General features: G+C 74.9%; 18 protein-coding genes. 9 read left to right on the plus strand and 9 right to left on the minus strand.

Going from position 1 to position 22337, the window contains the following annotated elements; translation table 11 throughout:
- The gene (locus RDI86_RS12440) at positions 1-1215 is read right to left on the minus strand and encodes a glycoside hydrolase family 3 N-terminal domain-containing protein (RefSeq protein ID WP_308821513.1); all 1215 of its coding nucleotides are present in this window, start codon (positions 1213-1215) and stop codon (positions 1-3) included.
- 202 nt (positions 1216-1417) lie between these two features.
- Between RDI86_RS12440 and RDI86_RS12445 the strand changes: the two genes are divergently transcribed.
- Positions 1418-5020, plus strand: coding sequence for a DUF5979 domain-containing protein (locus RDI86_RS12445; RefSeq protein ID WP_308821514.1), 3603 nt, complete (start codon positions 1418-1420; stop codon positions 5018-5020).
- Positions 5021-5114: 94 nt separating this feature from the next.
- On the opposite strand, the gene RDI86_RS12450 is transcribed toward RDI86_RS12445, so the two are convergent.
- Positions 5115-5543, minus strand: coding sequence for an SRPBCC domain-containing protein (locus tag RDI86_RS12450; protein ID WP_228485119.1), 429 nt, complete (start codon positions 5541-5543; stop codon positions 5115-5117).
- Positions 5544-5626: 83 nt separating this feature from the next.
- On the opposite strand from RDI86_RS12450, the gene RDI86_RS12455 reads away from it, so the two are divergent.
- Complete coding sequence (locus RDI86_RS12455) at positions 5627-6577, plus strand: hypothetical protein (RefSeq protein ID WP_143311066.1); 951 nt, start codon at positions 5627-5629, stop codon at positions 6575-6577.
- A 58-nt stretch (positions 6578-6635) separates the two neighbouring features.
- On the opposite strand, the gene RDI86_RS12460 is transcribed toward RDI86_RS12455, so the two are convergent.
- Positions 6636-7136: a nucleoside deaminase gene (locus RDI86_RS12460; RefSeq protein ID WP_144679615.1), complete on the minus strand. Its 501-nt coding sequence runs from the start codon at positions 7134-7136 to the stop codon at positions 6636-6638.
- A gap of 18 nt (positions 7137-7154) precedes the next feature.
- A complete protein-coding gene (locus RDI86_RS12465; RefSeq protein ID WP_308821515.1) occupies positions 7155-8291 on the minus strand; it encodes a beta-eliminating lyase-related protein in 1137 nt (378 codons plus the stop codon).
- Positions 8292-8419: 128 nt separating this feature from the next.
- On the opposite strand from RDI86_RS12465, the gene RDI86_RS12470 reads away from it, so the two are divergent.
- Positions 8420-8647: a hypothetical protein gene (locus RDI86_RS12470; protein ID WP_051028580.1), complete on the plus strand. Its 228-nt coding sequence runs from the start codon at positions 8420-8422 to the stop codon at positions 8645-8647.
- Positions 8648-8722: 75 nt separating this feature from the next.
- On the opposite strand, the gene RDI86_RS12475 is transcribed toward RDI86_RS12470, so the two are convergent.
- Positions 8723-10426 (minus strand): alpha-amylase family protein, encoded by a 1704-nt coding sequence (locus tag RDI86_RS12475; protein WP_308821516.1) that lies wholly within the window; start codon positions 10424-10426, stop codon positions 8723-8725.
- A complete protein-coding gene (locus RDI86_RS12480) occupies positions 10423-11415 on the minus strand; it encodes a TIGR03885 family FMN-dependent LLM class oxidoreductase (protein WP_308821517.1) in 993 nt (330 codons plus the stop codon). The genes RDI86_RS12475 and RDI86_RS12480 overlap by 4 nt, the downstream gene beginning before the upstream one ends.
- Positions 11416-11534: 119 nt before the next feature.
- Here RDI86_RS12480 and RDI86_RS12485 point away from each other — a divergent pair, with 119 nt between their 5' ends.
- Complete coding sequence (locus RDI86_RS12485) at positions 11535-12002, plus strand: VanZ family protein (protein ID WP_076404618.1); 468 nt, start codon at positions 11535-11537, stop codon at positions 12000-12002.
- A gap of 120 nt (positions 12003-12122) precedes the next feature.
- Here RDI86_RS12485 and RDI86_RS12490 read toward each other — a convergent pair whose 3' ends face one another.
- Together RDI86_RS12490 and RDI86_RS12495 are read right to left on the minus strand one after the other, a co-directional pair.
- Positions 12123-13772, minus strand: a complete 1650-nt coding sequence (locus tag RDI86_RS12490; protein WP_076404331.1) for a fucose isomerase — start codon at positions 13770-13772, stop codon at positions 12123-12125.
- Positions 13769-15331 (minus strand): FGGY-family carbohydrate kinase, encoded by a 1563-nt coding sequence (locus RDI86_RS12495; protein ID WP_308821518.1) that lies wholly within the window; start codon positions 15329-15331, stop codon positions 13769-13771. The genes RDI86_RS12490 and RDI86_RS12495 overlap by 4 nt, the downstream gene beginning before the upstream one ends.
- Before the next feature lie 459 nt (positions 15332-15790).
- Between RDI86_RS12495 and RDI86_RS12500 the strand changes: the two genes are divergently transcribed.
- The 5 genes from RDI86_RS12500 to RDI86_RS12520 are packed head-to-tail and all read left to right on the plus strand — an operon-like array spanning position 15791 to position 21159.
- A complete protein-coding gene (locus RDI86_RS12500; RefSeq protein WP_031316944.1) occupies positions 15791-17128 on the plus strand; it encodes an ABC transporter substrate-binding protein in 1338 nt (445 codons plus the stop codon).
- Positions 17129-17130: 2 nt separating this feature from the next.
- Positions 17131-18099, plus strand: coding sequence for a carbohydrate ABC transporter permease (locus RDI86_RS12505; RefSeq protein WP_083711552.1), 969 nt, complete (start codon positions 17131-17133; stop codon positions 18097-18099).
- Positions 18096-19022 carry a carbohydrate ABC transporter permease gene (locus tag RDI86_RS12510; RefSeq protein WP_076404332.1) on the plus strand — a complete coding sequence of 309 codons (927 nt, stop codon included), beginning with the start codon at positions 18096-18098 and terminating at the stop codon, positions 19020-19022. Before RDI86_RS12505 ends, RDI86_RS12510 begins: the two co-directional genes overlap by 4 nt.
- Complete coding sequence (locus RDI86_RS12515; RefSeq protein ID WP_308821519.1) at positions 19019-20518, plus strand: FGGY-family carbohydrate kinase; 1500 nt, start codon at positions 19019-19021, stop codon at positions 20516-20518. Before RDI86_RS12510 ends, RDI86_RS12515 begins: the two co-directional genes overlap by 4 nt.
- On the plus strand, positions 20515-21159 hold the full coding sequence (locus tag RDI86_RS12520) for a class II aldolase/adducin family protein (protein ID WP_021483183.1): 645 nt from the start codon (positions 20515-20517) through the stop codon (positions 21157-21159). Before RDI86_RS12515 ends, RDI86_RS12520 begins: the two co-directional genes overlap by 4 nt.
- A 56-nt stretch (positions 21160-21215) precedes the next feature.
- On the opposite strand, the gene RDI86_RS12525 is transcribed toward RDI86_RS12520, so the two are convergent.
- On the minus strand, positions 21216-22274 hold the full coding sequence (locus RDI86_RS12525; protein WP_076404334.1) for a LacI family DNA-binding transcriptional regulator: 1059 nt from the start codon (positions 22272-22274) through the stop codon (positions 21216-21218).
- Positions 22275-22337 lie beyond the last annotated feature (63 nt).

Consider the following 22337-nt stretch of genomic DNA (forward strand, 5'->3'; position numbering starts at 1 on the left):
TCAGCGCAGCCGCTCCTTCGCCGCGAGCACGCGCAGCACGGCCGCGTCGACCTGCGCGGCGAACGCGTCGTCGCTCGACGCCCGCTCGACGACGGCCGCCACCATGGGCTCGACCACGCTCGGGTCCGCGGACGCCAGCACCATGTCGCCGCCCGCGGCGATCGTCAGGACGGCACGGTCCGCGGGCGACCAGGCCTGCACCTGCTGCGCGGCGGACACGTCGTCGGTGAGGACGACGCCGTCGAACCCCAGGTCGCCCCGCAGCATCCCGTCCACGACGACGGGCGAGAAGGCCGCGGGGAGCGTCCCGTCGATCTGCGGGTAGACGGCCGTGGAGGTCATGACGAACGCCGCGCCGGCCTCGATGCCCGACGCGAAGACGGCGACCGACGGGTCGTCGCGCGTCGTCACGTCGTCGGTGACGCCCGTGTCGGTGTCGGTGTTCTCGGTGACGCGGCCGAGCCCGGGGAAGTGCTTGATCGTCACGTCCACGCCCGACGCCTCCATGCCCGCGCTGAACGCGTTCGCGTGCGACGTGACCGAGTCCGGGGTGAACCCGTAGCTGCGTTGGAAGGCCCCGATCGGCGGGTTCTGCGCGGACGTCCCCTCGGGCACGAGGTCCATCACGGGCGCGAGGTTGAGGTTCACGCCCGCCGCGGCGAGCTCGGCGCCCCACGTGGTCGCGTCGGCCTGGAGCGTCGCCGGGTCGAGCCGGGCCTGGTCGGTCGCCGTCGGGATCTGCGAGAACCCGGGCCCGCGCAGCACCTGGACCTTCCCGCCCTCCTGGTCGGTCGCGACGAACAGCGGGGTGCCGTTCGTCGTCTCCGGGGAGACGAGCGCCGTGAAGCCCGCGACGAGGTCCGCCGTCGGGCCGGTCCCGGCCTGCGAGCGGCCCGCGAGGAACACGTTGCCCACGTGAAGGCGCGAGACGGCGTCGTAGCTCACCTGCTGCGGGTCCCGCACGTCGACCCCGACCATGAAGAGCTGCCCCACCTTCTGCTCGAGCGTCCACCCGGCGAGAGGGTCCGCGGGCGGGGTGGACGGCGTCGGCGACGTGCCCGACGGCGTCGGGTCGGCCGGGGCGGACGGCGTGCCCGACGGCGCGGTCTGCGGCGCGGGGGCGGGCCGTGTGAGGTACCAGGCGACGGCGGCCACGGCGGCGAGCGCGGTCACGACGGCGACGACGATCCAGGTGGTCCGGGCTCGAGCGGTCACAGGCGACACCTCCGACGCCACGGTAGCCCGACGGCCGCGGAGGGGGCGTCGTCCCGGGCGCTCCGACGCCGCCCGGCGGCGGTATGACCGACGTCACCGCCGGTCTCACGTCATGAGACGCGTCCCGGCGCGTCTCCTGGGTGACATGGCGTCCTGGCCTCGCGGTCGCGCAGCGCCCTCCCCCCCGAACCTGGAGCCCGGCATGACCCCTCGTCCACCCTCCCTCCGCGTCGCCCCCGGACGCCTGCGCAGAGCGGTCGCGGCGCTCGTCGCCGCCGTGCTCGCCCTGGCCGGTGCCGTCGTCCTCGTCTCGGGGCCGCAGGCGCGCCCGGCGTCCGCCGCGGTCGGTTTCTGCCCCGCGCCGGGGGACATGCCGAGCGTCGGCCAGACGCCCCCGCTGTTCACGGACACGAACGTCACGGTGTGGACCGGGGGCGACTACCACGCCACGGCGAGCGCCGCGGAGTCGGAGGGACTGCTCGTCGTCGCGGGGGGGACGACGATCGACGGGCCCGGGAACTTCAGCATCGGCGCGGTCGGCGCGGGCTCGCAGATCACGCCGCCCGACGGCGCGGTGATGCTCGCCGTCGGGGGCGGTCTGGAGATCGGGACGGGGACGAGCGTCACCGTCGGCTCGACGCTGCCGACCGGCGGCGCCGTGAACGTCGGTGCCGCGGTCACGGGCGGCGGGTCGCTCTCGACCGCCGGGACGACGCCGGGCGCGGACGCCCCGGTCACGCAGGGCATGGGGGCGGCGGCCCTCGGCGAGTGGGCCGGGTACGGCGCCGTCGTCGCCGACGCGTCGGCGACGATCGCCGGGTGGCCCGCGACCGCGGCGGGCGTCGTGTCGGGGACCCGGGTCACCTTCACCGGCTCCGGCACCGCCGACCCGCAGGTGTTCACCGTCGACTCCGCGCAGCTCGCGGGCGTCCGCGAGGTCGTGTTCGCGAACGTGCCGGACGACGTCGCGATCGCGATCAACGTGACCGGGGACGCGCCGGTGAGCATGAGCCCCAACTACTGGGAGGGGAACGGCTCGCCGTTCATCAACGACTTCAACTCCAACCCGGGCTTCGGCAGCTGGGCCGCGCGCATCCTGTGGAACTTCGCGTCCACGCCGGACCTCGCGCTCGGCCGGGCCGACCAGTTCCTCGGCACGATCGTCGCGCCGGTCGCGGACGCGACGATCACGACGAGCACGAACGGCCGCGTCCTCGTCGGAGGGAACCTCACGTTCGGCGACCCGAGCGTCACCGGCGGGCTCGAGATGCACAGCTACCCCTGGATCGGGCCCGGTCCGTTCGACTGCACCGGGGGCGCGAGCTTCGCCGTGCAGAAGACCGTGACGGGCGAGGCGGCGGCGGACGTGCCCGCGGGCACGACGTTCCAGGTCGAGTACACCTACGAGCAGCCCGACGGCGTCACCGGCGGCGACATGCTCACGGTCCCGATCAGCGGGGCCCTGGTGAACGGGCCGACCCTGCCGGAGGGCACGGTCGTCACGGTCCGCGAGACGAACCTGCCGTCGGTGGCGGGCGTCGAGTGGGGCGCGCCGGTGGTCCGCGTGGACGACGAGCCGCTCGGTGACCCGGCGCAGTTCACCGTCGCCGCGGGCCGCACGGTCACGGTCACCGTGGTGAACACCGCGAACGCCGGCGGCGGGACCACCGCCGTGGGCGGCTTCACGGTCGCGAAGGTCCTCGCCGGGGACGCCCTCGGCCTCGTCCCGGCGGACACCGCGTTCCTCGTCGACTGGGCGGCCACGCTGCCGCAGGGCGCGACGTACGACGGCGCGCTCACCGGCACCCTGACCGTGCTCGCGGACGGCGCCGTGGTGGCCGGGCCCGCCGACCTGCCGGTCGGCACGACGGTGACGTTCACCGAGCGGCTGCCGCTCCCGGTGGTCGACGGCGTCGCGTGGGGCGACCCGGTCGTGAGCCCGGCCGGGCCGGTGACGGTCGTCGAGGGCGCGACGGGCGTCGCGGTGACGGTCACCAACGTCGCGGACCCCGTCGTCGGCGGGTTCACGGTCCGCAAGGCCGTCGCGGGCTCCGCCGCGGGCGACGTCCCGGCGAGCACCGCGTTCCTCGTCGACTGGCGCGCGACGGTCCCCGCGGGCGTCGCCTACGACGGCCCGACCTCCGGCACGCTCACCGTGCGCGCCGACGGCACGCTCGCGAGCGGCCCCGCGGACCTGCCGGTCGGCACGGTCGTGACGCTCGCGGAGCAGCAGCCGCTGCCCGCGATCGAGGGCGTCGTGTGGGGCGTCCCGTCGTTCGACCCGGGGCCGTCGGTGACGGTGACCGAGGGTGCGGCCGTCGAGGTCACGCTGACGAACGCCGCGGAGGCGGTGCAGGAGGTCGGCGGGTTCGCCGTCCAGAAGACCGTCGCGGGCGGCGCGGCCGGCGCCGTCCCCGGCGGCACGGAGTTCCTCGTCGACTGGACGGCGGAGCTCCCCGAGGGCGCCGAGTACGCGGGGGACACGCAGGGCACGCTCACCGTCCGCGCCGACGGCACGGTCGACGCGGGGCCGCAGGACCTCCCGGCGGGCACCGTCGTGCGCTTCGCCGAGCGGCAGCCGCTGCCGACGGTCCCCGGGGTCGCGTGGGGCGAGCCGGTGTTCTCGCCCGCGACGGTGACCATCGGCGACGGCGACGCCGTCGCGGGCGTCGCGCTGACCAACCAGGCCGACGCGCTCGTCGGGGGCTTCTCCGTCGCGAAGACCGTCACGGGCGACCTCGCCGGGAGCGTGCCCCCGGGCACGGAGTTCTCGGTCGCGTGGTCCGCGGCGCTGCCCGCCGGGTTCACCCACGACGGCCCGGTCGCCGGGACGCTCACGGTGCGCGCCGACGGCACGGCCGTCGACGGCCCGCAGGACCTCCCGGTCGGGACGGTCGTGACGCTCACGGAGACCGACCTGCCCGAGGTGGGCGACGTCGTCTGGGGCGCGCCGGTGTTCTCGCCCGCGTCCGTCACGGTCGGTGACGGCGAGGACACGCTCGTCACGCTGACCAACACGACCCAGGACGTGGCCGCGGTCGGCGGGTTCTCCGTCGCGAAGGAGGTCGTGGGCGACCGCGCGGACCTCGTCCCCGCGGGAACGACGTTCACGGTCACGTACGCATACGAGCTCGAGGGCACGCCCGTGGGCGGTTCCGTCGAGGTCCCGGCCGACGGCACGGTCGTCGCCGGGCCGCAGAACCTCCCGGCCGGGACGGTCGTGACGTTCGGCGAGACGGACCTGCCCGCGGTCGACGGCGTCGTGTGGGGCACGCCCGTGTTCAGCCCGCCGACGCTCGTCGTCGGCGACGGGACGGACGCGCTGGTCACGGTGACGAACACGGCCGACCAGGCCGTGGGCGGGTTCTCCGTCGTGAAGGAGGTCGTGGGGGCCGCGGCGGGCTCCGTGCCGGCGAGCACCGAGTTCACCGTCCGCTACGCGTTCGACCGCGACGGCGAGCCCGTCACCGGCACGCTCACGGTGCGGGCCGACGGGCAGGTCGTCGACGGGCCGCAGGACCTTCCCGTGGGGACCGTCGTGCGCCTCACCGAGACCGACCTGCCGACGGTCCGCGGCGTCGACTGGGGCACGCCGGTGCTCACCGTCGGTGACGAGCGGGTGACCGGGGTGACGGTCGGCGCGGGCGCGCCGGTCGTCGTGACGGTGACGAACACCGCGTCGTCGGCCGGCGGCCTCGCGATCACGGGTGCGGACGCCGTCGTCGTGACGACGCTCGCGCTGCTGCTCGTCGGGACGGGCGCCGCGCTCCTCGTGGTCCGCGCGCGCCGCCGCCGCACCGCCTGACGCGCGGGGCGTCGTCGGGCCGGTGCCTGACGGCCGACGGGCCGGTCACCTCCTCGCGGGGTGACCGGCCCGTCGTCGTGCGGGGCGGGACGCGTCAGTCGTGGCCCGCGAGCGTCGCGAGCGCCTTCGTCCACAGGGCGTGCGCGCGCTCGGCGCGCTCCGCCGTCTCGATGTTGCGCTCGACGACGCGCACGAGCGTCCCGGAGTCGTCGGGCTCGAGCGTGATCGCGATGTCGTGGTAGCTCTCCGGCACGTCGGGCAGGCCCATGGTGGGCGAGAAGTGCGTGAAGTGCAGCAGGCGCGGGCGCTCGACGGCCACGACGGTGCCCCAGTCGGCGAACTCGCGGCCCATGTAGTGGCCCTCGAACGTCACGGGGCTCCCGGGGCGGAAGTCGGTCTCGATGTTCATGCCCAGCATCCAGCGGGCGCTCGGGTGCATGAGCTCGGCCCAGACGACCTGCGGGGGGCGGGCGACATGGGTCTCGACGGTCGTGCTGTGCTCGGTCAGGGTGCGGTCGTTCACGGGGGACTCCGGGGGGTGGGGGCTGGCTCCTGGGCCCGACGGTAGACCCTCCCGGCGGCACCGGCAGCCGGTAGGTTCGGCGCGTGACCCGACTCGTGCTCGTCCACGGCCGCGACAACCAGGGGCTCGACGCCGAGCAGCTCGACCGCACGTGGACTGAGGTCCTGGACGCGGGTCTCGCTGCGGCCGGCTCCGGCGTCGTCGTGCGCGACGCGGACACGGCGTTCGTCTACTACGGCGACACGCTCGCCGCGCTCGTCGGGGGCGCCACGACGCCGCCGCCGGTCACCGTGCACGCGGTCGGCGCGGCGCGCGACGGGGACGCCGCGTGGTCCACGGCCGAGGCGGCGGAGGAGGCCGCCTTCGTGGCGGCCGTCGCCGAGGAGGTGCTGCGCGCCGCGGGCGCGACGGTGCCGGTGCGCCCGGAGGGTTCCGGGCCCGGTGGCGTGGAGGGAGACGTCGGCGCGTGGCTCAACCTGCTGCTGTCCGCGCTCGACCGGTCCGTGCCGGGCCTGAGCGGCGCCGTCGTCGCGCTGCTCGCGCGCGACGTCTGGGCGTACCTGCACGACGACGCCGTCCGCACGACGATCGACGACGCGCTCGCCGCCGCGATCCCCACGGACGGGTCTGTCGTCGTCGTCGCGCACTCGCTCGGGTCGGTCGTCGCCTACGCCGTGCTGCGCGAGCACCCCGACGCCGCGCGCTGGGACGTGCCCCTCCTGCTCACGCTCGGGTCCCCGCTCGCCGTCCGCGCGATCCGGGACGTCCTGGCCGCGCGCGCCCCGCTGCGCGTGCCGGCCCCCGTGCGGCGGTGGGTCGCGGCGCGCGACCCCCGGGACGCGCTCGCGCTGCACGGCCTCGGGCCGGCGGCGTTCCCGCTCGACCCGGCGTCGCCGGGGATCGAGGAGCTCGTCGTCGCGAACGCCGCGCCGGGCCACCACGCGGCGGCCGTCGTGCTCGACGGCGCCCGGCCCGCCGGCTACCTCGCCGTCCCGGAGGTCGCGCGCACCGTCGCGGACGCGCTCGACGCCTGAGAACGTCGTCCCGCGGGCGCGCGGTCCGGGTGCACGACGACGGGCGAGCGGGCCCCGGTCAGGAGACGCCGTGCAGACGCGCGTGCAGCGCGCGGACCTCCACCTCGAGCTCGTACGCGGGGCCACGCACGGCGACGCCGGGCGCGACGTCGCCGATCGCGAGCGGGCGCACCGGTCCCGGCGCGACGCCCCACTCCTCCAGCCACCCGACGAGCTGCGTCGTGCTCGCGGCGTAGACGACCGGGCCCAGGCCGACCCACGCGTGCGCCGCGCTGCACATCGCGCAGTGCTCGCCGGACGTGTAGACGGTCGCGTCGCGCCGCTCCTCGGGCGTCAGGTGCGCGGCGGCCCAGCGGGCGATCTCGAGCTCGGGGTGCCGGGTCGCGTCACCGTCCTTGACGCGGTTGCGGTCCTCGAACCGCACGACCCCGTCGCGGTCGACGAGGAGGGAGCCGAACGGCTCGTCGCCGTCGTCGAGCGCCTCGCGCGCCAGCTCGACGCAGCGGCGCAGGTGCACGAGGTCGTCGGCGGTCGGCAGGGGCAGGCTCTGGTCGCTCATGGCGTCATCCTCGCCCGCTCACGACGCGACCGCGAGGGCGGCCCGCACGTCCGCGACGAACCCGTCCACGTCCCCCGGGGTCGTGTCCCACGCGCACATCCACCGCACCTCGACGCGGTCGGGCGTCTCGCCCGGTCCCCAGTCGTAGAACCGGTGCCGCTCGCGCAGGCGCGCGACCGCCGTGCGCGGGAGCGTCGCGAAGACCGCGTTGACGAGCGTGGGCTGGGTGAAGGCGAGGCCCGTTGCCGGGCACGGGGCGGCGTCGTCGGGCCCGACGGCGGCCGGCACGACGACGTCCGCGAGCCCCGCGCGCAGCCGCGCGGCCATCGCGTTCGCGTGGCGGGCGTTGCGGAGCCAGAGCTCGTCGGCGTCGGCGCCCTCGTCCACCTCGGCGACGACGTCGCCGACCGGCTCGAAGAGCGCGAGGAGCTGCGCGGACACGTAGCGCATCTTGGACGCGAGCTGCATCGTCGACTTGCGCACGAACTCGACGCCGTCGACCGCGGACGGGTCGAGCACGACGACCGCCTCGCCGAGCGCGAGCCCGTTCTTGGTGCCGCCGAACGACAGCACGTCCACGCCCGCGTCGGTCGTCAGGTCGCGCAGCGGGACGCCGAGCGCCGCGGCGGCGTTCGCGAGGCGCGACCCGTCGAGGTGCACCCGCATGCCGCGGGCGTGCGCGGCGTCGGCCACCGCCCGGATCTCGTCGGCCGTGTAGAGGGTGCCGAGCTCGGTGGACTGCGTGAGCGACACGACGAGCGGCTGCGCGCGGTGCGGGTCGCCGAGGTCGCCCGCGAAGCGCTCGACGGCGTCGGGCGTGAGCTTCCCGTCGGGCGCCGGGACCGTGAGCACCTTGACGCCGCCCACCCGCTCGGGGGCGCCGTTCTCGTCCGTGTTGAGGTGCGCGTGCTCGGACGCCACGACGGCGCCCCAGCGGGGGAGCGTCGCCATGAGCGCGACGACGTTCGCGCCCGTGCCGGTGAGCACCGGGTACGCGGTGGCGCCGGGCCCGAACCGCGCGCGCACGGCGTCCTGGAGGCGCGCGGTCCACGGGTCCTCGCCGTACGAGATCTCGTGCCCGGCGCTCGCGGCGGCGAGCGCGGCGAGGACGTCGGGGTGGGCGGGGGAGTAGTTGTCCGAGGCGAACGAGGTCACGTGCCCAGCGTAGGTCGGCGGGGCGGCCCGGCCGCGCGCGAGCGGGCCGGGGCGCGCCTAGCGTCGAGGAGGGACGCGGTGCGCGTCCCGTGGACCGCGCGCAGCGCGTGAAGCACGGAGGTGCAGCCATGACCACGAACCCCGACCAGCCCGGTACGGGCCCGGGCTCCCCGGCGGAGCCGACGGTGGAGCCGCCGAAGTCCCCGGGGCCGCCCCCGGACCCGTCCACGCCGCCGCACGACCCGAGCCACGCCGACCCGGTCCCCGGCGGGCCGGCCGACCCGTCGCCCGACGTCCCCGACCGGCCGTCGTCGCCGGGCCGGCCCGTCGGCCCCGACGAGCCGACGCACGGCTGACGCCCCGGGCTCACGCCCTAGTTGACCGGTCGGGACCCGGCCGACCGACCCCGCGCACGCCCCGGCCGCGCCGGCTCAGAGGAGCCGGCGCGACCCGGGCGGTGTGACGCGCAGCCAGCGGAACCCGTAGCCGTCGAGCCGCACCTCGGCGGTCCCGTCGGGCACGGGCTCGACGTCGTCCGCGTCGAGGACGTCGACGAGCCGCGCGTCCTCCGGCAGGTCGCCCAGGGGCACCCGCACGACGACCGGGTCCGGCGACAGGTTGTGCAGCGTCACCATCGAGGCGTCCTGCCAGGTGGTGCGCAGCGCCAGCACGGACGGCTCGGGCGAGTCGAGCACCTGCGCGTCGCCCCAGCCCAGCTCGGGGCACTCGCGGTAGCGGTGCGCGAGCATCCGCACGAACGTGAGCAGCGACTCCGGGTCGCGGCGCTGGTCGGCGACGTTGACGTGCTCGGGCGCGTACCCGTCGCCCGGCAGCGGCGCCGCGAGCCGGCGCGCGGGGGCGCGGGAGAACCCGCCGTTCGGCCCCGACTTCCACTGCATGGGCGTCCGCACGGCGAGGCGCCCCGGCACGTCCAGGTTCTCGCCCATGCCGATCTCCTCGCCGTAGAACAGCACGGGCGTGCCCGGCAGCGAGAAGAGCAGCGAGTACACCATCCGCAGCCGGCGCGGGTCGCCGCCCAGCATCGGGGGCAGCCGCCGTCGCAGCCCTCGCCCGTAGAGCTGCATGTCCTCCTCGGGCCCGAACGCGGCGAAGACCTCGGCGCGCTCGTCGTCCGTGAGCTTGTCGAGCGTGAGCTCGTCGTGGTTGCGCACGAACGTCGCCCACTGGGTGTCGCGGGGGATGGGCGGACGCGCGGCGAGCGACCCGGCGAGCGGGGTCGCGTCGTGCCTCGCGAGCGCCAGGTACAGCGCCTGCATCGCGTTGAAGTCGAACTGGAGCGTCAGCTCGTTGCTCGTCACCCCGCCCGGGTCGCCGTCGGTGGGGTCGCCGTCCCCGAAGTAGCGCGCCTGCTCCTCGTACGGCAGGTTGACCTCGCCCATGAGGATCGCGTCGCCCGACCGCCGCCCGACGAACGCGCGCAGCACGCGCAGCAGGTCGTGGGGGTCGTCGATCTCGTCGCCCGGGTTCGCGGCCGCGTCGGTCAGCGCGTAGGGGACGGCGTCGACCCGGAAGCCGGAGATGCCGAGCTCCAGCCAGAAGCCGATCGTCTTCGCGATCGCGTCCCGCACCTGCGGGTTCGCGGTGTTGAGGTCGGGCTGGTGCCGGTAGAACCGGTGCCGGTACCACTCGCCCGACGCCTCGTCGAGGGTCCAGATGCCCTCCTCCTGGTCGGGGAACACGACCTGGTCCTTGGTCGACGGCGGCTCGTCGGACCGCCACACGTAGTAGTCCCGGAACGGGGACGACGTCGACCGCCGCGCCGAGCGGAACCACGGGTGGCGGTCGGACGTGTGGTTGACGACGAGGTCGACGATCACGCGGATGCCCCGGTCGCGCGCGGTCCGCACGAGCTCGACGACGTCGCCCAGGTCGCCCAGGCGCGGGTCGACGCCGAGGAAGTCGGTGATGTCGTAGCCGTCGTCGCGGTCGGCCGTCGGGTAGAACGGCATGAGCCACAGGCACGTCACCCCGAGGTCGGCCAGGTGGTCGATCCGCTGGACCAGGCCGGGGAAGTCGCCGATCCCGTCGTCGTCCCAGTCCATGAAGGTCTCGACGTCGAGGCAGTAGACGACCGCGTTCTTCCACCACAGGTCCCCGGTGTCACGGATCCTCACGCCGCACCCCCGTCGGTGGAGGCGGCGCACGCCTCGCGCAGCCGGGGCAGGAGGGCCTCGCCCGCCGCGTCGAGGAACGCGTCCTGCTGCTGCCCCACGTGGTGCAGGTACACCTCGTCGAACCCGCACGCGACCAGCTCGGCGACGCGGTCCGCCAGGCGCCGGGGGTCGTGCTCGACGAGCACCGTGCCGCGCACCTCCTCCGGGCGCACGAGCTCCGCCACCGCGTCGTACTGCTCCGGGGTCTCGAGGTGCCAGTTGACGCTCGGAGGCAGGAGGTTCGAGCGCCACTGGTCGTGCGCGACGGCGAACGCGGCCTCGTCGTCCGTGCCCCACGCGACGTGGACCTGGAGCGCGAGCGGCCCGCGGCCCCCCGCGTCGCGGTACTCGCCGACGACCTGGCGCAGCGACTCGACGGGCTGGTTCACGGTGACGAGGCCGTCGGCCCAGTCGGCGTGGCGGCGCGCCGTGGCGGGGGTGACGGCCGGCCCGACGAGCCGCGGCGCGACGTCGGGCAGCGACCACACGCGCGCCCGGTCCACCGTGACGTGCCCGTGGTGCGTGACCTCCTCGCCCGCGAGGAGGGCCCGGATGACGTCGACGCACTCGCGCAGGCGGGCGTCGCGCTCGGCCTTCGTAGGCCAGCGGTCGCCCGTGACGTGCTCGTTCATCGCCTCGCCCGAGCCGAGCGCGGCCCAGAAGCGGCCCGGGAACATCGCGCCGAGCGTCGCGATCGCCTGCGCGACGATCGCCGGGTGGTAGCGCTGGCCGGGGGCGGTGACGACGCCGAACGGCAGCGCGGTCGTCGCGAGCGCGGCGCCGAGCCACGACCACGCGAACCCGGACTCGCCCTGGCGCTCGCTCCAGGGGGCCAGGTGGTCGGAGCACATGGCGGCGTCGAAGCCGACCTGCTCGGCGCGGCGGGCCGCAGCGAGGAGGGGGCCGGGCGGGATCTGCTCGTGGGAGGCGTGGAAGCCGACGGTGACCATGGCGCCCAGTGAACCGACCCTCGCCGTCCCACGCGCGGCGAGGAGGGGGAACGGTGGAGGCTCCGTGGCCGCGCCGCGGGGCCCGGCGCGCCCGGGACGCGCGCCCGTACGCTGACGGGATGCGCCTGCTGACCTGGACGTTCGCCGTCTATCTCGCCGCCGTCCTGGTCGTGACGCTCTGGCCGTCGCCGCAGTCCACCGACGCGCCCGGCTGGGCGACGTCCACGCTCGGCTTCCTCCAGGGCCTCGGGATCCCGATCACGCTGCCGGTGCTCGAGGCTCTCGCCAACGTCGTGATGTTCGGGCCGTTCGGCGTGCTCGGCGTGCCCCTCCTGCGGGGCGCGGCGGCCCGTCGGGGCCGTGCCGTCCCGGGGGCGTGGCGCGCCGTCGGGCTCGTGACGCTCGCGGGCTGCGCCCTCTCGGTCGCGATCGAGCTCACCCAGAACCTCCTGCCCGGCCGCGTCCCGACGGTCCAGGACGTCGTCCTCAACACGGCCGGCGCGCTCCTGGGCGCCGTGCTCGTCGCCCTCGTCGTGGGCGGGCTCGCGCGCCGGCGGCCCGCCCGTGCCCCGAGGCCGGCCCGCTGACGGCACGGGACCGGGCACGAGACCGGGCAAGAGACCGGGCAAGAGACCGGGCGGGCCGCCCCGCCGCGGCCGGGGGACGAGCGCGGCGGAGCGACCCGCCCGGGGTCGCGGGAGCGGGGGTCAGCGCGTGAGCGCCGTGTCCCCGCACAGGTGGACGGGCATGCCGAGCGCGGCGAAGAACGCCGCCTTCGCCTCGAGCGCGCGGTCGGCCGTCGCGGCGTCGGGCGCGTACGCGACGTTGAGGTGGTTCGCCTTGTGGCGGGCCATGAACTGGTCGCGGCTCACGCCGTGCAGCACGGCGTGCATGATCGGCCACTCGGGATTCGTCGCCTCCTTGCGGCGGCGGGTCTCCTCCGCGGGCAGGGAGACGGCCGAGGCCCTGCCGAGGTCGACCTGCAGCACGCCGTCGGCGATGTAGACGCGCGACCAGACGATCTCGCCCGCCTTGGACACGCCGTTGATCGTCGACCCGCCGGCCGGGAAGAACACCGGGTCCTGGCGCCAGCCCTCGGCACCCGCGTACCCGCCCTCCAGGTGCGAGGCGGGCACGGAGCCCGAGATCTCGAAGACCCACACGAAGCGGCCGTCGTGCTCCTCGCCCCAGCGCACGTCGTGCAGGGTCGTCGCCGGGTCGAGGCCCATCGCGGTCCACACGCGGTTCGTCACGAGCGCGTCGACGGCGACGCCCTCGTCCGCCTCGTTGAAGTGCGGGAACGCCTGGCCGTCCCACAGCACCCGACGGCCGTCGCGCGAGCGGACCGGCGGCCGCTGGACGTTGTTGAGCAGGCCCTCCGCGAGGTCGGACGCCGGGCAGATGTCCTTGAGTCCCTGCTGGTACTGGATGCCGACGGCGTCGAGCCCGAAGTCGTCGGCGATCCGCAGCGCGGCGATGTACATCTTGTGCTGCCAGCGCAGCTGGGCGGGGGTGAGCTCCGTCGCCTCGTCGGTGCCGAGCCGGAACGTCATGCCCGCGTCCTCGAGCCAGCGCTGGACCGCGTCCGCCTCGTCGTCGCCGACCCGCTGCATCTCGGCCCAGAGCGCCGACTGCGACAGCCGCTCCTTGTAGATGCCCAGGCCGTTGAGCAGCTCGTCGTCGAAGATCGCGTTGTACATGCCCATGCAGCCCTCGTCGAAGACGCCGATGATCGCCTTCTCGCGCAGGAGCTGGGCGGCGAGCGCCTCGCCGAGCTGCTTCTCGGCGCTGTCCGGGAGCTCCGGGAGCGCGTGGACGTGCGAGTCGTCGTGCTCGATCGTGCCGGTCGTGACCCACGACCGGATCGCGTCCTGGAACCAGGCGTCGCTCCCGTCGACCGTCCACACGGTCGAGTAGGGGCGGCCCATCTTCGTCAGGCCCGCGTTGAGGCCGAGCAGCCCGACGAGCCCCGGCCAGTCGCCCGCGAAGTTGGCGGCGGTGAGCACCGGGCCGCGGTGCGTGCGCAGCCCGGCCAGCACGTGGTGGCTGTACTGCCACACCGCCTCCGCGACGACGAGCGGCGCGTCGGGCGGGATCGTCGCGAACACCTCGAGCCCCATGCGCTGGGAGCTGATGAACCCGTGCCCGGTCTCGGGGTCCACGTCGTTGGCCCGCACGACCTTCCAGCCGTTCGCGGCGAACGCGTCGGTGAGGACGCGCTCGAGCTCCACCTGCGTGGGCCAGCCCGCGACGTTCGCGGACTCGCGCAGGTCGCCCGACGCGACGAGGTAGACCGTGCGCTCGGGGGCCTGGGGCTCCGGCGCGAGCGTGGGGACGGCGTAGGTGCTGCTGGTCATGCGGGTGCTCCTTCGAGGGCGGTGCGGTCGGGGGCGGGGGGCGCGGCCCGGCGGGCGAGCGCGTGCACGACGTCGCGCGTCGCCGGGTAGAGGTCGCGGTACAGGCCGTAGAGCTCGTCGTAGACGCCGCGCACCGCGGGGTCCGGTCGCACGACCCGCGCGGGCGGGTTCCACGCCGCGACGTCCAGGAGGCGCCCCTGCTCGTGCACGAGCCCGGCGGCGAGCATCGCGGCGCCGTAGCTCGCGCCGATGGTGCTCGTGGGGACGACCTGGGGCAGCCCGGTCACGTCGGAGACGACCTGCGTCCAGAGGTCGCCCTGGGTGCCGCCGCCCACGGCGACCACGCGGGAGACGTCGGCGCCCGCCGCGCGCAGGGTCTCGACGTTGTGCCGCACGCCGAACGCGGTCGCCTCGAGCGCCGCGCGGTAGAGGTCGCCGCGCGTGTGCGAGAGCGTGAGGCCGGCGACGACGCCGCGTGCGTCGGGGTCCTGGACGGGGGTGCGCTCGCCCGCGAGGTAGGGGAGCAGGAGGAGCCCGCGGGCGCCGGGCCCGCTGGCCGCGGCCTCGGCGAGCAGCTCGGGGTAGTCCGCGCCGGTCAGGTCCTTCAGCCACGACGTGACGGCGCCCGACGTCGCCATGCCGCCGGCGAGGCTGTGGGTCCCGGGGTAGGCGCCGACGGTGCCCCACATCGTCTCGCTGCGCAGCGGCTCGGCGACCGTGGCGACGAGGAACATCGTCGTGCCGTACATGAGCATGAGGTCGCCGACGTGCGTCGCGTCGACGCTCACGGCCTCCGACCAGGCGTCGATGGTGCCGGTGACGACGGGCGTGCCGGCGGCCACCCCGGCGAGGCGCTCGCGGGTGACCCCCGCCGCCTCGCCGGGCCACCGCAGAGCGGGCAGCTCGAGGCCGGGCGCGACGAGCGCGGCCCACTCGCCGATCCAGTCGTGGTCCCGCGGGTCGTACAGGGGCGTCGACTGCGACGCCGAGTGGTGGTCGAGCACGTACGCGCCGGTGAGGCGGAAGGCGAGGTACGACGCCGGCATGAACAGGCGGCGGGCGCGCGCCCAGGCCCCGGGCTCGTGCCTCCGCACCCAGGCGATCTTGGGCCCGGCGGCCTGCGACGACAGCGCCGAGCCGCACCGGTCGAGGACCGTCGCGCGCCCGAGGGCCTCGTCGAGCTCGGCGATCTGCTCCGTCGCCCGGGTGTCGACGCCGTAGAGGATCGCCGGGCGGACCGGGGTCCCCTGCTCGTCGGCCAGCAGCACGCACGGGCCCATGCCGGAGAGCCCGACGGCGGCGACCTCGAGGTCGGCCGGGACGTCGGGGCCGCGGACGGCACCGGGGGCGAGGTCGGCCGTGAGCTCGGTGACGACGTCGACGAGCTCGTCCCACCAGACCTGGGCGTCCATCTCGACGTGGCCGGGCTGCGGCCGGTCGACGACGTGCGCGCGCGTGGTCGAGCGCAGGATCGCGCCGTCCGGACCGACGAGCACGCCCTTGGTGCTCGACGTCCCGACGTCGACGCCGACGAGGCCGGGGGTCGTGGGGGAGGGCATGCCGACCAGCATGGCAGAAATCGATTACAGACACAACGGGTGTCACGACCTGCGACGTTGCCCTCGGAGGTCTCAACAGGTGAGACGAATCTGGGCGTCACGGAACTGTGACCTCGGGCCTGGCCGGGCGGCGCGGAGCGGCTCGGCGGCGCGCCCGCGTCCCGGACAACCGGCCCGTGGCCCGTTGTCAGCGCGGGGCCACCGGTCCGCGGCGCGGCCCCCAGCCGCGGGACCGCGGGGCCGGGCCCAGGACCCGTGTCGGACAACGGACATCCCGCTGTCGGCTCGACGCCGTGGCGCGCTGTCGGCGTCCGCCGGACCGGGTCGCGGCGACCGGACAGGACACGGACGACACGGCGCGCCGCGGGCCCCCGCACCCCGGCGCGACCCGTTGACGGCCCCCGCGGGGAGACGTTCGATGAGGCCCTCGCATCCAACGACGGAGAGAGGACGGACGCGATGAAGCTTCCCCGAACTGCGCGGCGCGGCATCCAGGCCGGCGTCGCGCTCACGATCGTCACGTCGCTCGCGGCGTGCGCCGGCAGCGCCGACCCCGAGCAGTCGGGCCAGGGGGGCGAGGGCGGGACGACGGTGACGTTCCGCTCCTGGAGCCCGATCGAGCAGACCACGCGCCAGATGATCGACGCGTTCACCACCGCGAACCCCGACGTCACGATCGACTCGACGATCTTCAACTACCCCGAGTACGTCGTGGACCTGCAGACCCGCGCGAGCTCGGGCACCATGCCCGACATCGTCGGCCTGCAGCCCGGCGCGCTGACCCAGCAGTACCGGGAGAACCTCATGCCGCTCGAGGAGTGCGCGGCCGACACGTGGGGTGACGACTGGGAGTCGAAGTTCTTCCCGATCGGCCTCGAGCAGGCGCGGATGGGCAACCCCGAGGGGGACGACAGCTACTACGCGCTGCCGCTCCTCGTGCAGACCGTGAACCTCTGGGCCAACTCCGACCTCCTCGACGAGGCGGGCGTCGAGCCCCCGGCCACGTGGGCCGAGCTCGAGAGCGCCGTCGACGCGCTCGGCGGCGGCTCGGCCGCGCCGTTCCTGCTGCCCGCGAAGGACTCGTGGCTGCGCAACGTCGTCTTCCTCCAGATCGCCAACAACGTCGAGCCGGGCCTCGTCCAGCAGGCGGAGTCGGGCGAGGCGTCGTGGACCGACCCCGGGATCGTCGAGGCGTTCACGTACTGGCAGAAGCTCTTCACCGACGGGATCGCCCAGCAGGGCGCCCTCGCGCTGGACGCCTACCCGAACGGCGTCAACCAGTTCGAGGCGGGCAACGCCGCGATGATCCCCCTCGGGGCCTGGTGGATCCAGCAGTCCGACCCCTCGCGCGCCGACATCCCGCCGCTCTCGCAGGGCATGGAGGGCTACGAGCCGTTCCTGTTCCCGACGATCCCGGGCGGCGCGCCCGAGCCGCAGCTCGTCGGCGGCATCGACGTCGCGCTCGGCATCTCGAAGGACGCGAAGAACCCCGAGCTGGCGTGCCAGGTCCTCACCGACTGGATCGCCGGGGACGGCGCCCAGGTGCTCATCAACACGTTCAACGACCTGCCCGCCGTGCAGGGCCTCGACCCCGAGGAGTTCACGAGCGACAAGCAGCGCGAGATGTGGACGACGTTCACCGAGGACTGGATGCCCGAGGTGCAGTACTCGCGCTACTTCGAGTCGCCGGACATCGACACGGCCGTCGCGGACGCGCTGTCCGCGGTCGCCGCCGGGCAGTCGACCCCCGAGGAGGCCGCGGCGAAGGTCCAGGCGGTCCAGGACGGGCTGGGCTGACGATGGCAGCCCTCGTCTCCGGGCGACCCGCGGCGGCGACGCCGCGGGTCGCCGGGCCGCGCGCGACGACGTCGACGGGACGCGGCACGCGTCGCCGCCAGCAGCTCGTCGCGCTCGGCTTCATCGCGCCCGCGCTCCTGCTCTTCGCGGTGTTCGTCGTGTACCCGATCGTGTTCAACGTCCAGGCGAGCACGCTCGACTGGGACGGCGTCAACGCCGGGACGCCGGTCGGCGTCCAGAACTACGCGGACCTCGCCCAGGACCCGGTCTTCCACATCACGCTGCGCAACTCGCTGCTGTGGATCCTCCTGACGATCGTCCCGCAGGCGGTCATCGGCTTCACGCTCGCCTGGCTGCTCAACACCCGGCTGCGGGGACGCACGGTGTACCGCGCGATCTTCTTCCTGCCGGCCGTCCTGTCGCCCGTCGTCGTGGGCATCGTCTGGCAGCGCCTGCTCGACCCGTTCAACGGCGTGCTCGCGCAGCTCGGGCGGGCGACCGGTCTCGAGGTCCTCACGCGCCCCTACCTGTCCGACCCGTCGACGGCGATCGTCACGGTGATCGTCGTCAACGTGTGGATGTGGTCGGGCTTCTCGATGCTGTTCTACCTCGCCGGCCTCCAGCTCCTCGACCACTCCGTCCTCGAGGCGGCGCGCATCGACGGGGCGAGCGGGTGGGCGCTCGTGCGGCGCATCGTCCTGCCGCTCCTCAAGCCGACCCACCTCTCGCTCGTCCTGCTCGGGATCATCGGCTCGCTCAAGACCTTCGAGCTCGTGTGGGTCCTCACCGAGGGCGGGCCCAACCACGCGTCGGAGCTCATGCCCACGTACATGTTCAAGGAAGCCTTCCAGCTCCAGTCGTTCGGCTACGGCGCGACGATCTCCGTCGTCCTGCTCGTCCTCGCGATCGGCTCGTCCGTCGCGATGCTGCGCACGTTCGGGGCCGGGTTCATCACGGGGGAGAAGTCATGACGGCGCTCAGCTCCGGCACCGACCGCGCGCGGCGCGCGGCCGACGGCACCACCACACCGCCCGCCGCCCCCGTCCCCCGGCGACGCGGCCACGGCCGCAGCAAGGACGTCGAGGCCCCGCCGCGGTGGTCGCACTGGGTGCTCGGACCGCTCGCGGCGCTGTGGATGGTGCCCGTGGTGATGGTGGTCGGCATCTCGCTGCTGCCCACGTCGAACCCCTCGACGACGGCGCTCGGCCTGCTCCCCGAGGAGCCGACGCTGCGCAACTACGTGACGATCTTCGAGACCAACCCGATCCTGCAGCACCTGCTCAACAGCCTGCTCGTGTCGGTCCCGTCGATCCTCCTCGTCGTCCTCCTCGGCTCCATGACGGCGTTCGCCCTCGCCCGCCTGCGCGTGCCGTTCCGGGGCGTCGTGTTCGTCGGGCTGCTGCTCGCGCTCGTGCTGCCCATGGCGAGCATCGTCGTGGCGGTCTTCAAGATCCTCCAGGCGATCGGCCTCTACGACTCGCTGCTGGGGCTCGTCCTCGCCTACACGGCGCTCGGCCTGCCGTTCGCCGTGATCATGATCCGCACCACGTACCTCGCGATCCCCGACGAGACGTACGAGGCCGCGCTCGTCGACGGGGCGTCCGCGTGGACGATCTTCTGGCGCATCTACTTCCCGCTCGGCAAGGCGGCCGCGGCGGTCGTCGTGATCTGGCAGCTCATGATGACGTGGAACGACTTCCTCCTGCCGCTCGTCGCGATCAGCGACAACGACCTCAAGCCCCTGACGCTCGTCCCCCTCGCGTACCGCGGGATCTACCTGAGCCAGCCCGGCGCGCTGTTCGCGGTGCTCGTGCTCATCTCCGTGCCCATCGTCGTCGTCTACCTGTTCATCCAGCGGTACCTGGTGAACGGTCTCGCGGGGTCGGTCAAGTGAGCTACCTCGGCATCGACCTCGGGACCACGGGGACGCGCGTCGGCGTGTACGACGAGGGGGGCAACGAGCTCGTGGCGCGCTCGCGCCGCACGACGGTCGTGCGCCCCGCGCCGGGGCGCGCGCACGTCGACGCGGAGGCCGTGCTCGACGGCGTCGAGGCGCTCGTGCGCGACGTCGTCGCCGAGCCCGCGGTGGCCGCGGACCCGGTGGAGGCCCTGTCCTTCTCGACGCTCGGCGAGGCCGTCGTGCCCGTCGACCGCGCGGGCCGCGCGCTCGGTCCCGCCCCCCTGAGCATGGACGGGCGCGGCGCGGGCTCGGCGGACCGGCTCCGCGAGCTGCTCGGCGGCGAGACCGTCCAGGAGATCACGGGCCAGCCGCTGCACCCGATGTTCTCCGTGCACAAGGTGCGCGGGCTCCTGCCCGACGGCGCGCTGCCCGCCGCGGTGCGGACCCTGGACGACTTCGTCGCGACGCGGCTCGGCGCGGCGCCGGCCGTGGACCTGACGATGGCGTCCCGCACGGGAGCGTTCGACGTCCGGACCCGCGCCTGGTCCGACGCGGTGCTCGACGCGCTCGACCTGCCCGGCGCGCTCCTGTCCCCGGTGGTCGCCGCGGGCGACGTGATCGGCGCGGTCTCGGCGGACGCCGCCGCCCGGACGGGTCTGCGTGCCGGGACGCCGGTCGTCGCGGGCGTGCACGACCAGGCCGCGGCCTTCCTCGGCGGGGGCGGACGCCCCGGCCTGCGCGCCGTGTTCTCGTTCGGGTCGAGCGACTGCCTCACCGTGGGCACGCGCGCCCGGCCGGAGCGGCTCGGCGGGACCGGGCTCGCGACCTACCCCGTGGGGGCGGACCTGTGGGTCACCCTCGCGGGCACGGCGGCGGGCGGCTTCGCGCTCGACTGGTTCTCGTCGATCGTCCACCACGACCGGATCGACCCGTGGGCGTCGCTCTACGAGGTCGGCGCCGTCGACCCGCCCCCGCTCCTGGTCGCGCCCTACCTCGCCGGGTCGGGCACGCTCGACAACGACCCCGCCGCGCGGGGCGCGCTCCTCGGCCTGACGCTCGAGACGACGACGGCGCAGATCGCGCGCGCGTTCGTCGAGGCCTCGGGGTTCGAGCTCGCGAAGATCCGGGCGGCGCTCGCGGAGCGCGGGGTGGAGCCGGTGGACGTGCACGCCGTCGGCGGCGGCTCGGCCAACCTCGGCGCCCTCCAGGCCCGGTCCGACGCGGCCGGGGTCCCGCTGCGCGCCGTCGTGCGCGAGGCGGCGGGGCGCGGCGCCGCGCTCCTCGCCGCGCTCGGTGCCGGCACCTTCGCGAGCGTCCTCGACCTGCCCGCGCCCGCCGTCGTGCACGAGGCGAGCCCCGACCCGCGGCACGCCGCGTGGTACGCGCGGCAGCGCGCGACGTTCGACTCGCTGCACCAGCTCCTCACCCCCGTCAGCACGTCCCTCGCCGTCGAGACCGTCGACGGCACCGCACTCAAGGAGATCGCATGACCACGCTGGACACGTTCGACCTGCAGGCCGCGCGCGAGGACGTCCTCGCGTACTGCCTGGAGTCCGTGAAGCTCGGGCTCAACTTCAACACGCAGGGCAACATCAGCCTCCGCATCCCGGGCACGTCGACGTTCCTCATCACCCCGACCGACCTCGAGTACGACCGCATGACGCCGGACGACCTCGTGGTCGTGGACGAGGACGCGAACGTCGTCGAGGGGCGGCTCCAGCCGTCGTCGGAGGTGACGGTGCACCTCGCCGTCTACGCCGCGCGCCCCGACGTCCAGGCGATCGTCCACACCGAGCCCACGTACGCGAACGTGTTCGGCGTGCTGGGCGAGCCGATCCGCGGCGCGCTCGTCAACATGGTGATCTACACCAAGGGCGACGTGCCGGTCATGCCGTTCGCGCTGAGCAACTCGACCGAGTTCGGCCGGGACATGGCGCGGTACCTCGAGGACCGCAACGCCGTCGTCTGGGCCAACCACGGCCTGCTCACGGTCGGGCCGAACCTGCGCGACGCGTTCAAGACGAGCGTCGCGGTCGAGAGTGCGGCGAAGGTGCTCTCCGCGGCGCGCGCCGTGACGGACGACCCGATCGTCCTCGACTACGCGTCGCTGGGCATCACGCACACGCTGTGACCGGGCCCGGCGCGCAGCGACCCGGTCCGGTCGGTCGCACCGCCCGGCCGGACCACCTAGCCGAGGACGTTGCGCGCCGGGTCGATCGGCACGCACCCGCAGGTCGTGCCGTAGGCGATGTCGTAGTCCATGTCGAGCAGGCGCGGCGGCAGCGACGGGTTGTTCATGCGCTCCGTGAGGAGCTGGACCGTCCGGGCGGCGAGCGTCGCGGCCGGCGCGACGGCGTTCGTGGGCACGAGGCCCGTCGTCCCGACGCCGGGCACGTTGTCGAACGTCGTCAGCACGACGTCGGACGGCACCTTGAGGCCGAGGCGCTGCGCCGCGGTGAGCACGCCCCAGAACATGAGGCTGTTGGTCGCCAGCACGCCGAACGGCGGCTCGAGCGTCCGGAAGAGCGAGTACGCCGCGGTCGCCGCCTCCTCCGACGTCGTGAGGCCGGCGAGGACGTGGTTCTCCGTCCCCGTCCGGCTGACGACGCGCTGGAACGCGGTGTGCCGGTTGCGCAGCGTCGAGACCGCGAGGTCGCCCGCGACCAGGCACACGCGCTGCACGCGGTGCTGCTCGATCATGTGCAGCGTGAGCTGCTCGGCCGCGTGCCGCGCGTCCGGCAGCACGTGGTCGACGAGGCCGCGCACGGACGGCACCGTGCGGTCGACGACGACGGTCGGCACCGACTGCGCGAACTCCACGAGGCCCGGGGCGCCGGTCGGGAAGATGACCATGCCGTCGACGTCGAGCCGACGGAACGCGGTGAGGATCGCCTCCTCGGTGTGCAGGTCGTCGTCCGAGTCCGCCGACAGCAGCGTGGGGCTCACGTTGGCGAGCCGCTCCTGGAGCGCGCGGCTGACGGCCGCGAAGTAGTCGTTGCGCACGTCCGGGAAGACCAGCCCGACCACGCCCGTGCGCCGCTTGCGGCCGCGCGGGCGCGACTCGCCCTCCAGCCCGAGCTCGGCGATCGCGTCCTCCACGAGACGCCGTGTCGCGGCCGCGACGTGCGGCTCGTCGTTGACGACGCGCGACACCGTCTTGATGGACACCCCCGCGCGCGCCGCGATGTCGGCGAGCCGCACGGACCGGCCACCCGCACCCGCGGTCCGGTCGTCGTCCTGCGTCACGTCGCCTCCGCCCGTCGCTCGCCCGCACCCGCCGCCGTCCGCCCGGGCGGCACGCTCCCGACG

This window comes from Cellulosimicrobium sp. XJ-DQ-B-000, from assembly GCF_031119065.1.
In the GTDB taxonomy this organism is placed as follows: Bacteria; Actinomycetota; Actinomycetes; order Actinomycetales; family Cellulomonadaceae; genus Cellulosimicrobium; species Cellulosimicrobium funkei.